11 protein-coding genes are annotated in these 11,512 nt (G+C 66.1%); 9 read left to right on the top strand and 2 right to left on the bottom strand.

Annotated features, from left to right (window positions below; genetic code table 11):
- The first annotated feature begins 29 nt into the window (after window positions 1–29).
- Genes BSG08_RS13200 through tspO form a run of 3 tightly spaced genes read left to right on the top strand, consistent with a single transcriptional unit; the run spans window position 30 to window position 3,090 of the window.
- A complete protein-coding gene (locus BSG08_RS13200; protein WP_093037730.1) occupies window positions 30–1,586 on the top strand; it encodes a phytoene desaturase in 1,557 nt (518 codons plus the stop codon).
- Window positions 1,583–2,632, top strand: coding sequence for a 15-cis-phytoene synthase (gene crtB / locus BSG08_RS13195; protein ID WP_093037727.1), 1,050 nt, complete (start codon window positions 1,583–1,585; stop codon window positions 2,630–2,632). Before BSG08_RS13200 ends, crtB begins: the two co-directional genes overlap by 4 nt.
- Window positions 2,629–3,090, top strand: coding sequence for a tryptophan-rich sensory protein TspO (gene tspO, locus BSG08_RS13190; protein ID WP_093037724.1), 462 nt, complete (start codon window positions 2,629–2,631; stop codon window positions 3,088–3,090). The genes crtB and tspO overlap by 4 nt, the downstream gene beginning before the upstream one ends.
- Window positions 3,091–3,167: 77 nt before the next feature.
- Here tspO and crtC read toward each other — a convergent pair whose 3' ends face one another.
- Window positions 3,168–4,040: a carotenoid 1,2-hydratase gene (crtC, locus tag BSG08_RS13185; protein WP_093037892.1), complete on the bottom strand. Its 873-nt coding sequence runs from the start codon at window positions 4,038–4,040 to the stop codon at window positions 3,168–3,170.
- Window positions 4,037–5,587, bottom strand: a complete 1,551-nt coding sequence (gene crtD, locus BSG08_RS13180) for a 1-hydroxycarotenoid 3,4-desaturase CrtD (RefSeq protein ID WP_093037721.1) — start codon at window positions 5,585–5,587, stop codon at window positions 4,037–4,039. The genes crtC and crtD overlap by 4 nt, the downstream gene beginning before the upstream one ends.
- A gap of 92 nt (window positions 5,588–5,679) precedes the next feature.
- Between crtD and BSG08_RS13175 the strand changes: the two genes are divergently transcribed.
- The 6 genes from BSG08_RS13175 to bchY all read left to right on the top strand — a co-directional run bounded on the left by BSG08_RS13175 (window position 5,680) and on the right by bchY (window position 11,455).
- A complete protein-coding gene (locus tag BSG08_RS13175; RefSeq protein WP_093037718.1) occupies window positions 5,680–6,549 on the top strand; it encodes a polyprenyl synthetase family protein in 870 nt (289 codons plus the stop codon).
- A gap of 4 nt (window positions 6,550–6,553) precedes the next feature.
- Complete coding sequence (locus BSG08_RS13170; RefSeq protein ID WP_245770699.1) at window positions 6,554–7,687, top strand: methyltransferase; 1,134 nt, start codon at window positions 6,554–6,556, stop codon at window positions 7,685–7,687.
- A gap of 118 nt (window positions 7,688–7,805) precedes the next feature.
- Window positions 7,806–8,747: a chlorophyll synthesis pathway protein BchC gene (bchC, locus tag BSG08_RS13165; protein ID WP_093037715.1), complete on the top strand. Its 942-nt coding sequence runs from the start codon at window positions 7,806–7,808 to the stop codon at window positions 8,745–8,747.
- Window positions 8,744–9,748 carry a chlorophyllide a reductase iron protein subunit X gene (locus BSG08_RS13160; RefSeq protein WP_093037712.1) on the top strand — a complete coding sequence of 335 codons (1,005 nt, stop codon included), beginning with the start codon at window positions 8,744–8,746 and terminating at the stop codon, window positions 9,746–9,748. The genes bchC and BSG08_RS13160 overlap by 4 nt, the downstream gene beginning before the upstream one ends.
- The gene (locus BSG08_RS19500; protein WP_175544785.1) at window positions 9,735–9,899 is read left to right on the top strand and encodes a hypothetical protein; all 165 of its coding nucleotides are present in this window, start codon (window positions 9,735–9,737) and stop codon (window positions 9,897–9,899) included. The genes BSG08_RS13160 and BSG08_RS19500 overlap by 14 nt, the downstream gene beginning before the upstream one ends.
- Window positions 9,896–11,455: a chlorophyllide a reductase subunit Y gene (bchY, locus tag BSG08_RS13155; protein WP_093037709.1), complete on the top strand. Its 1,560-nt coding sequence runs from the start codon at window positions 9,896–9,898 to the stop codon at window positions 11,453–11,455. The genes BSG08_RS19500 and bchY overlap by 4 nt, the downstream gene beginning before the upstream one ends.
- Window positions 11,456–11,512: the final 57 nt, after the last annotated feature.

The raw sequence follows: 11,512 nt of genomic DNA, 5'->3' as shown, positions 1-11,512 counted from the left end.
ATTAAATTAGACACCTGTAGTCTTGACCCATGTTGACAAGAGTCGATCCCTGCCTGATCGAACAGGCCACCCGCACCGATGCGCCGCATGCGGTCGTGATCGGCGCCGGGCTGGGTGGGCTGGCTTCGGCGATGCGGCTGGGGGCCAAGGGTTATCGCGTGACGGTTCTGGACCGTCTGGACAGCCCCGGCGGACGCGGGTCGAGCATCACCCGTGACGGTCATCGCTTTGATCTCGGCCCCACCATCGTGACGGTGCCACAGCTTTTTCGGGATTTGTGGGCCGCCTGCAGGCGCGATTTCGACGATGATGTCGATCTGCGCGCGCTCGATCCGTTCTATGAGATCCGCTGGCCGGATGGCAGCACCTTTACCGCGCGGCAGGATCGCGTGGCGATGCGTGCCGAGGTTGCGCGCCTCTCGCCCGGTGACCTCAGGGGCTATGATCGCTTCGTGCGTGACAGCGAGGCGCGCTATTGGTTCGGGTTCGAGGATCTGGGGCGGCGCTCGATGCATCGGCTGGTCGACCTGATCAAGGTCTTGCCGAAGTTTGCCTGGTTGCGCGCTGACCGTTCGGTCTATGCCCATGCTGCACGGCGGATGCGGGATGAGCGCCTGCGCATGGCGCTGTCGTTTCACCCGCTGTTCATCGGCGGCGATCCGTTCAACGTGACCTCGATGTATGCGCTGGTCAGTCATCTCGAGGCGGCTTTTGGCGTGCATTACGCCATCGGCGGTGTCGATGCCATCGCCCGCGCCATGGTCCGGGTGATCAAGGGACAGGGCGGTCTGATCCGGCAGGGCGCGGAGGTGGATGAAATCGCGATCGCCAAGGGCCGCGCGACGGGCGTGAAACTGCTGGGCGGCGAGGCGATCAGCGCCGATATCGTCATCTCCAATGCCGATGCGGGGCATACCTATGATCACCTGCTGCGCAACCATCCCCGGCGGCGCTGGACCACTGCGCGACTCAAACGGTCGCGCTGGTCGATGAGCCTGTTTGTCTGGTATTTCGGGACGCGGGGAACGCGCGGGATGTGGCAGGACGCGGACCATCATACGATCCTGAACGGGCCGCGCTACAAGGGGCTGGTGCGCGACATCTTTCGCCGTGGCGTGCTGGCGGATGACATGAGCCTCTATGTGCATCGCCCCTCTGTCACCGATCCCACGGTTGCGCCCGAGGGCGGCGATACGTTTTATGCGCTCAGCCCGGTGCCGCATCTGGGCCATGCCGATCCGGTCGATTGGGCGGTCGAGGCAGAGCCCTACCGACAGAAGGTGCAGAAGGTGCTGGAAGAGCGGTTGCTGCCCGGTTTGGGCGCGCATCTGACCGCCTCTGAGGTGTTCACGCCCGAGACGTTCCGTGACCGCTATCTCAGCCCCTACGGCACCGGATTCTCCATCGAGCCGCGCATTCTGCAAAGCGCGTGGTTCCGGCCCCATAATGTCAGCGAAGAGGTGCGGGGGCTCTATCTGGTGGGCGCGGGCACCCATCCCGGTGCCGGGTTGCCGGGGGTGATTTCCAGCGCCGAAGTGCTGGCGCAACTGGTACCCGATGCGGTGCCGGTAGGGGTGATCCGATGATTGATCCCCGCGATCTGGAACATTGCACGGCGGCGATCCGCCACGGCTCGCGGTCGTTTCACGCCGCCGCGCGGCTTTTGCCGCGCCGGGTGCGCGATCCGGCGCTGGCGCTCTATGCGTTCTGTCGGCTTGCGGATGACGCGGTGGATGAGAACCGCGAAAAGGCCGCAGCGGTTCTCGGTCTGCACGAGCGGCTGGATCTGGCCTATGCCGGCCGCCCGCGCAATGCCCCCGCCGACCGGGCCTTTGCCGCCATCATCGAAGGGTTCGACATGCCGCGCGCACTGCCTGATGCGCTGCTCGAAGGGCTGGCCTGGGACGCTGAGGCGCGTCGCTATGCCACCCTGCCGGACCTGCGGGCCTATTCGGCGCGGGTGGCCTCTGCTGTGGGCGCGATGATGTGCGTGCTCATGCGCGTGCGCGACCGCGATGCGCTGGCGCGGGCCTGCGATCTGGGGGTTGCGATGCAACTCACCAATATCGCGCGCGACGTCGGCGAGGATGCGCGCGAGGCGCGCATCTATCTGCCGCTTGACTGGCTGGCCGAGGCCGGGATGACGCCGGAGGCGTTTCTGGACCATCCCGATCCGACACCTGAGACCCGCCGCATTGTGCGCAGACTCCTGCACGAGGCGGATGCGCTTTATCATCGGTCCGAGGCCGGTGTCGCGGCGCTGCCGCTCTCGGTGCGACCGGGTATCTTTGCCGCGCGGTTCATCTATGCCGGGATCGGCGGTCGGGTACGCGCGGGCGGATATGACAGCATGACGCGGCGGGCACGCACCAATGGCGCGCAGAAACTGGGCTGGCTGATGCTGGCGATGCTGCGGGCGGGTGGGACGGCGGTGTTGCCGCGCTCGCCGGTGATCTATGCAAAGGCTCTGCCCGAAACGGAATTTCTGGTGCGGGCGGCGGCGCGGGACGCGCCACGCGCTCAGGACTGGAGCGATACGCTCTGCGAGGCACTGGCGCGTCTGAAAGCGCAGGACATGGAGCGGCGGGCAGGGTTGAGCCGGGATGCCGGACGGGTTAGGAAAACCGCATGATATGGATGACATTCGGGATTTTTCTGGCGGCCTGCTTTGCGGCGGGCTCGACAGGTGGGCTGTTTCCGCCGGGTGACTGGTATGCGCGGCTGAAAAAGCCGTGGTGGACACCGCCCAACTGGCTGTTTCCGGTGGCCTGGACAACTCTCTATATCTGCATGGCGGCGGCGGGAGCGCGGGCGGCGGTCAGCCCCGGCAACGGGATTGCCATGGCGCTCTGGTCCTTGCAGATTGCCCTGAACGGGCTCTGGACGCCGGTGTTCTTCGGTTTGCGTCGGATGCGGCTGGGGCTGATTGTTCTGGTGGCGCTTTGGGCGTCGGTGGCGGCGACCCTGGCGGCGCTGTGGTCGGTGGACTGGATCGCGGGGTTGCTTTTCGTGCCCTATCTGGTCTGGGTCAGCGTGGCCGGGATGCTGAACCTGTCGGTGCTGCGGTTGAACCCGGACGAGGTGGGTTAGGGGACCGGGATTGGCCTGATGTGACCCTTCGTATGGCACCCGGCCGCAACGTCCGTATCAGGCCATTTTTGCCAACCCTATTCGAACCGCCATCGCGCCCGGCGCGGCACACGGACCGCGAGCATCGGTTTGAGAAACGCCATCCGAAACCGCGTGAGGTCCAGCGCCTCGTGCACGCCCACAGTCTCTTCGCCGTCCAATCGCGTGCGCACGGCGGAGCGGCTGTAAAAGGGCGCATCGAGCATCGGTTTGATCTGTTTCGGCTGATAACCGGCATCGGCGCGGGTGTCGCGCGCCACCATCCACAGGCTTCGGCGCATCGCCGCCTTGGGCGGCAGGGGGATGGCTCTTGCGGTGCCATCGGCGTCGAAATGCACCGCTGTCGCCAGCGCCGATCCATCCATCCGCACCGCATCGTAGAAACAGGTGGATCCCCCCCGCACCGGGTAGCGCCCCCATGTCCAGTAGCGGAAATCCTGCTCCAGCGCGCGGGTGCCGAAATTGGCGTCGAAATAGCCATGCCCCCGCCACTGCCAGCCCCTTGCGTCCAGATCCACCTCGATCGCGGCGTTGGGCGCGAAGGGTCGCCAGACATGGGTGCCCTGGGGCGTCAGCGGCATTTCCACGCCGGTCAGCGCCGAGGGCGTGAGGGTGATCCGCCCGCGCACCCGGCTGACCAGCGGCGGCGAGGATATTTCGTTGACCTCGATTATCAGCCGGCCGCCGTCCCACCGCATCGAGGACGGTCCGACCGTCAGGCAGTCAGGCGTCTGGCGCAGCGCGGAGGCGCCGCGATCCGTCATGGTGAACCGCCCGCCGGGGCCATAGGTGGCCACGTTGATGCAGACATGATCGGCGGGGTTCCTGCGCCCCGACCAGGCATACCACGGCGAAAACACCGAGCCGATAAAGGCGATGACGCTGACGGCGCGATTGCCATCGTCGCTCAGACCGTCGACATACCACCATGCGTAGCCATTGGGCGGGACGTCGAGGTTGAAGTTCGGTCGCTCAGGATCGCCTCTGCCGCATGCCGGGCGGAGAGGGTTGCCATCGGCACCCCGGCCCCCGGATGCGCCCCGCCCCCCGCAAGGTAAAGGCCCCTGATCGCCGTGCGCGCCCTGGGGCGCTGAAGGGCCGCCATCATCCCCTGCGGGCTCTGCCCGTAGAGCGATCCGAGCGAGGCCGGGAACATCCGCTCGAACCGGGCGGGCGTCGTCAGCGCGCCCTGTCCCGGCAGCGGGTCGAAGCGCAGGCCATGGCGCGTGAGGTTCTGAAAGGTCCGGGTATGACATGAGGTGAAATCCTCGGCTGCTTGGGTGAGGCCGCCCAACGGCGGGGCGTTCAGGATGATCTCGAACCGCTCGCGTGCGGGGGGGGCTTCGGGCAGGCTGCGATCCTGTGCGCAGACGTAGATCGTCGCGTCACGCGGGCAGCGACCGGCGCGCAGGTCGTCGAATTCGGCCCGTGGATCAGAGGCGAAGAAGATGTTGTGGTGGGCAAGATCGGGGCCGGTCGGCGTGGCGGCAAAGGCCCAGACCTGCGCCGAAAGGCTGCGCGGGCTAGTGAGCGTCCGGGACGCCACGCCGGTCACGCCCGGACCCAATGCACCCGAGGCAAGCGCGCGCGGATCGCCGTTGAAAAGGACTGTAGCGGCCGGGATGAACGTGCCATCCGCCAGCGTCACGCCGACAACGCTGCCCGCCGAGGTGTCGATGCGGGCGACATGGGCGTTATAGTGAAACTCTGCCCCGCGTGCCGTGGCCAGTTTTGCCAGGGATTGCGCCAGACGGTGCATGCCGCCGCGCACGCTCCAGACACCGGCCGCCTCGGCCTGCCAGATGAGCGACAGGAGGGCGGGCGCGTGATAGGGCGAGCCGCCGACATAGGTGGCATAGCGGCCAAAGAGCTGCGCAAGGCGCGGATCGTCGAACTGGCGCGCGAGGCTCTGCGCCAGGGTCGACAAGGGCGCCATGGCGCGCAACAGCGTGGGCTGGCGCGCAACCAGAGCCGCGAGGGCGAGGGGCGAGGGCGCCGGGGCTTGCATCATTGGCGGGTCAAAGGTCGCGAACAGGCGGCGGGCGCGGGCGCAGAAGGCGTTGAACTGCCTGACCGCGCGGGCACCGGCAAAGGCGTGGATCGCCGCGCGGCACTGGCCCTCATCGGCGTGGAGGTCGAGGGTGCTGCCATCCGGCCAGAAATGCCGCGCAAGGATCTGTTGCGGGATCAGGTCGACATGATCCTCCAACCGCTCACCAACAGATTGAAACAGCGCCTCGAACACCCCGCGTAACGTCAGCACCGTGGGTCCGGCATCAATTGGCCCCGACTCGGAAGGCAGAGTACGCATCTTGCCCCCCGGCGCGGCGAGACGCTCCAGAACAGTGACGCAGAGCCCGGCGTGCGCCAGCCGCACAGCCGCCGCAAGGCCAGCGATCCCGGCACCGACGATTACGGCCCGGTCGCATGCGGCCGGAGATGAGGCGGCAGGTTCCATAAGGCGATTGTTGACTCATGCACACAATGTGTCCAGTATGATTTACATATAAAATGTCAGAATATTGATACATCTGGCGAAAAGGAGCGGCCATGCCCATCGAAACCCGCATAGAGGCGGCCATTGCGCAGGCGATTGCGCGCGGACAGGCGGGCCCGGCCCCGGCGCGGCTTGCCGAGGCGCTGGACTATGCCACCGCCCCCGGAGGTGCGCGTATCCGGCCCACGATCCTGATGTCCGTGGCGCTGGCCTGTGGTGATGACTGCCCCGACCTCAGCGATGCGGCGGCGGCAGCGCTGGAGATCATGCACTGCGCGAGCCTCGTGCATGACGATCTGCCCTGTTTCGACGATGCCGATTTGCGGCGCGGCAAGCCTTCGGTGCATCGCGCCTATTGCGAGCCGTTGGCGGTGCTGACGGGCGATGCGCTGATCATCATGGCCTTCGAGATACTGGCGCGGGTGGCCGACAGGGACGCGGGACGCGCGACGGCTCTTATTCTGGCTCTGGCCCGGCGCAGCGGGATGCCGAGCGGAATCTGTGCGGGGCAGGGATGGGAAAGCGAGGCCAGCGTCGATCTCGAGGCCTATCACCGTTCTAAAACCGGCGCGCTGTTCATCGCCGCCACGCAGATGGGGGCGATCGCGGCGGGGCACGAACCCGAGTCCTGGTACGAGCTGGGCGCACGTATCGGGTCCGCCTTTCAGGTCGCGGATGATCTGCGCGACGCGCTGCTGGACGCCGAGACCTTGGGCAAACCGGTCGGGCAGGACGATCTGCACGGGCGGCCTAACGCGGTGGCGGAACTGGGTGTGCAGGGGGCCGTGGCCCGGCTCAAGGATATTCTGGCGGGCGCGATAGCCTCGATCCCCTCCTGCCCCGGCGAGGCGCGACTGGCCATGATGGTGCAGATGCAGGCCGAACGGATCATCCCGGTTCTGCCTGCCCGCATGGGGGCCTGAGCCTGTGGCGGTGGCGGGCGACCTGCCCAAGGCTCGCGCGCAGAGGCGCGGCGGCTGGCTGATGCGGCTGATCGCCAATCCGGGGTTTCAGAGATGGGCGAGCGGGTTTCCCCTGACGCGCGGCATCGCGCGGCGGGACGGGGCCGAAATCTTCGATATCGTTCAGGGATTCGTGCAGTCTCAGGTCTTGGCGGCGCTGGTGGAGTTGGAACTGTTGCGCCGATTGGCCGAAGGGCCGCAGGCAGCCGGTGGTCTGGCGCGGTGGGCGGGGCTGGCCGAGGATCGCATGACCATTCTCCTGCAGGCGGGCACGGCGCTCGGCCTGCTCAGGCGCCGTCGCGACGGACGCTACGGGCTGGCGCGCAGGGGCGCGGCGATTCTTGGTGTGCCGGGGCTGGAGGCGATGATCCGCCACCATCACGCATTCTATGCAGACATGGGCGATCCCGTGGCGTTGTTGCGCGGGCAGGGCAAGACGGAGCTGGCCCGATTCTGGCCCTATGTCTTTGGTGCTGCGGCGAAAGCAGAGCCGGAGGTGGCGCGGCGCTATTCGGATCTCATGGCGCAATCCCAGGCGCTGGTGGCGCAGGATGTGTTGCGGACGATTGCGTTCAAGGGTTTGTCGCATGTGGTGGATGTGGGGGGCGGCAGCGGCGCGTTTCTGGCGGAGATTGCAGTGCGCTACCCCGATCTGCGGTTGACGCTTTTTGATTTGCCAGAGGTCATCCCTTTGGCGCGTGCGGGCCTGGCAGGATCCGGGTTGGAGAAGCGAGTGACGCTCTGTCCGGGTTCGTTTCGCACGGACCCTCTGCCCAGGGGGGCTGATGCGATAACGCTCATCCGGGTGCTCTATGATCACGATGACACCACGGTGGCGGCGTTGCTGGCCAAGGTCTACGGTGCCCTGCCCTCCGGCGGGCGTCTGATCGTGGCAGAGCCGATGTCAGGCGGCGCGCGGCCAGAGCGGGCGGGCGATGTCTATTTTGCGTTCTATACCATGGCGATGGGCACCGGGCGGGCGCGGTCGGCAGCGCGGATCGCGGAAATGTGCCGTGCAGCGGGGTTCGAGCAGCCCGGCCCGCCAAAGGCCCCGCGCCCCTATGTGACGAGCGCCTTGCAGTTTGAAAAGCCGGAATAATCCGCATTGGAACTCAAAAACTGTAAAGAAAGATTGACACATAATGCTGTCTGCATAAAATTACATTACGACACCCTCATTTCTGGCGAGTCTGTCGAGCACCAAGGAGGAGGCCACCATGCAGACCGGCGCTGTTCACCTGAAGGGCCCCGAGGATCTGGACGTTGACATGCTGACGCTCAAGGCGCCGGGCGCGGGTGATCTGGTTGTGGATGTGACCCATTCGGGGATTTCGACAGGCACGGAAAAGCTGTTCTGGTCGGGCCGGATGCCGCCGTTTCCGGGGATGGGCTATCCGCTGGTGCCGGGATACGAGGCCGCGGGCGAGGTGGTCGAGGCCGCGCCGGGCACCGGATACAGGCCCGGCGATCATGTCTTTGTGCCCGGTGCAGATTGCTACGAGGGCGCGTTCGGCCTGTTTGGCGGGGCCTCGTCGCGGCTGGTGACAAAGGCGAGTCGTGTCTGCCGCATTGATGCGGGTTTCGGCGCCGAAGGCGCGCTGCTGGCGCTGGCGGCAACCGCGCGGCATGCGATGGCGGGGCTGGACAAGGCGGTGCCGGATCTGATCGTCGGCCACGGCGTTCTGGGTCGGCTTCTAGCGCGGCTGACGATTGCCGCCGGTGCGCCCGCCCCGACCGTCTGGGAGATTCAGCCGGGCCGCGCCACGGGCGCAGAGGGCTATACGGTGATCCATCCCGATGATGACCCGCGCCGTGATTATCGGGCGATCTACGACGCCTCGGGCGATGCGGGACTGCTTGATACATTGATTGGCCGCCTGGCCAGGGGCGGTGAGGTGGTGCTGGCGGGGTTCTATCCGCAACCGCTCAGTTTCGGCTTTCCCGTGGCGTTCATGAAAGAGGCGCGGCTGCGTGTCGCGGCGGAATGGACGCATGAGGATCTGACCGCGACGCGGGCGCTGGTCGAATCGGGTGTGCTGAGCCTGTGCGGGCTGATCACCCACAAGGTGCAGGCGAGCGCCGCACAGCAGGCCTATCGGACCGCATTCAACGATCCTGACTGCCTGAAAATGATACTCAACTGGAAGGACGCAGCGTGAAGGACGACGTGCCAGACCTCAAGGATTTCGACCGCCGCCTGCGCGACGAGGCACATGAAGAGCCGACGCTGGAGGTGCCGCAGGGCGAACCCAAGTCCAAGACCCAGATCATCGCGATCTATGGCAAGGGGGGCATCGGCAAATCGTTCACGCTCGCCAATCTCAGTCACATGATGGCCGAACAGGGCAAGCGCGTGTTGCTGATCGGCTGTGACCCGAAATCCGATACGACCTCGCTTCTGTTCGGGGGCAAGGCGTGTCCGACGATCATCGAGACATCGACCAGAAAGAACCTCGCCGGAGAGGCGGTGAAGATCGGCGATGTCTGTTTCAAGCGCGGTGGTGTCTTTGCGATGGAACTGGGCGGACCCGAAGTGGGACGCGGTTGTGGCGGCAGGGGCATCATCCACGGGTTTGAACTGCTGGAAAAACTCGGGTTTCACGACTGGGATTTCGATTACGTCCTGCTGGATTTCCTGGGCGACGTGGTGTGCGGGGGGTTTGGCCTGCCGATCGCGCGGGACATGGCGCAGAAGGTCATTCTGGTCGCCTCGAACGATCTGCAGTCGCTTTATGTCGCCAATAACGTCTGTTCTGCGGTGGAATATTTCCGCAAGCTGGGCGGCAATGTCGGTGTCGCGGGCCTGGTGATCAACAAGGATGACCATTCCGGCGAGGCGCAGGCCTTCGCCAGGGCGGTCAATATCCCGGTGCTGGCCGCGATCCCGCAGGATGACGACCTGCGCAGGAAATCCGCCAATTACCAGATTGTCGGTTCGGCGGCGAGCCAGTGGGGCGATCTCTTTGCCGAACTGGCCGATGCGGTTTCTGTCGCCCCGCCGGTGCGGCCCGCGCCGCTCGATCAGGACGGGCTGCTCGGACTTTTCGACAGCAAGGATACGGGCGGCGATATCGTGCTGGAACCGGCGACCGACGCCGACATGCGCGGCAAATACGCGGCTCCCAGAGCATCGCTGGAGGTGGTTTATGACGACGCCTGATGAGCCCCGCCGCGAGACTTTGGCCGAGGTGCAGCGCCTGCTGGCGCGCGCGCGGCCCGAACAACTGTGCCGCCTGCTGGCCGATATCCGCGCCGCCGACAGGATCCCCGATCGGGATAACGCCAGTGCCCCCCAAAGGCGGGTGTCATGAGCGATGAGATCACATATGACGGGGCCGCAGGGGCCGATGTGATCACCGGTACTCCGGTTGAACAGACGTCACGGATTTCGGGCGAGGCCGGTGGCTGTCATTCCGGGGCCGAGATGGAACGGGCCGCGCGCATGGCGGGGCAGTCGGACCTGCTCGACCAGTACGCCCGCGACTATCCCAGGGGGCCGCACGATCAGCCCCAGAGCATGTGCCCGGCCTTCGGCAGCTTGCGCGTCGGCCTGCGGATGAAACGGGTGGCGACGGTTCTGAGCGGGTCGGCCTGCTGTGTCTATGGCCTGACCTTCGTCAGCCATTTCTACGGCGCGCGGCGGTCTGTGGGTTATGTGCCGTTCAATTCCGAAACGCTCGTCACCGGCAAACTCTTCGAGGATATCCGCGAAAGCGTGCATGAGATGGCCGATCCCGACCGGTTCGACGCCATTGTCGTGACCAATCTCTGCGTGCCGACCGCCTCGGGCGTGCCGCTGCGCCTGCTGCCCTCCGAGATCAACGGGGTGCGAATCGTGGGCATCGACGTGCCCGGTTTCGGCATCCCCACCCATGCCGAGGCCAAGGATGTGCTGGCGGGGGCAATGCTGAACTATGCCCGCAAGGAGGTGATGGCCGGGCCCGTCGCGGCCCCCGCGGGCGGCAAATCGGACCGCCCGACCGTGACATTGCTGGGCGAGATGTTTCCCGCTGACCCGATGATGATCGGCGTGATGCTGGCGCCCTTGGGTCTGGCCGCCGGACCCGTGGTGCCCTGCCGCGAGTGGCGGGAACTATATGCGGCGCTCGATTGTGGGGCGGTGGCGGCGATCCACCCGTTCTACACTGCTGCGATCCGTGAATTCGAGGCGGCGGGGCGTGCGATTGTCGGCTCAGCGCCGGTGGGCCATGATGGCACGGCGGCTTGGCTGGCGGGGATCGGCGAGGCTTTTGGCCTTTCGTCGGACAGGGTGGCCGCTGCGCAAAACGCCTTTTTGCCCGCGATCAAGGGCGCGCTGGCCAATGCGCCGATCAATGGCAGGATCACCCTTTCGGGCTATGAGGGCAGCGAGCTTCTGGTGGCCCGGCTGCTGATCGAGAGCGGCGCAGAGGTGCCCTATGTGGGCACCGCCTGTCCAAAAACACCGTGGTCGGCGGCGGATGCCGAATGGCTGGCGGCCAAGGGCGTCAAGGTCAAGTTTCGCGCCTCGCTGGAAGATGACTGCGCAGCGATGGAGGGGGTCAAACCTGACCTTGCCATCGGCACAACGCCAGTTGTGCAAAAGGCCAAGGAACAGGGCATTCCCGCGCTCTATTTCACCAATCTCATCTCTGCCCGTCCCCTGATGGGTCCGGCAGGCGCGGGCAGCCTTGCCGAGGTGGTCAATGCCGCCATGGGCAACAAGGCGCGGATGGATCACATGCGCGCCTTTTTCGCCGGAGTGGGCGAGGGCGATACTGCGGGCATCTGGGAGGGCGATCCCAACCTGCGCCCCGATTTCCGCGCGCAGCATCAGAAGAAGCTCGACAAGCAGGCCCGCGCGGCGGCCGCGCAGGAGATGATCTGATGGGTGTGCGTGGGGCATATTGTGGAGTGGGGGCGCTGCCCCCACACCCCCGAGGTA

Origin of the sequence: Roseovarius azorensis, assembly GCF_900109455.1 — a bacterium.
GTDB classification, from domain to species: Bacteria; Pseudomonadota; Alphaproteobacteria; order Rhodobacterales; family Rhodobacteraceae; genus Roseovarius; species Roseovarius azorensis.
Note: the sequence above shows the minus strand (reverse complement) of the source record. Positions and strands in the feature narration are given on the sequence as shown.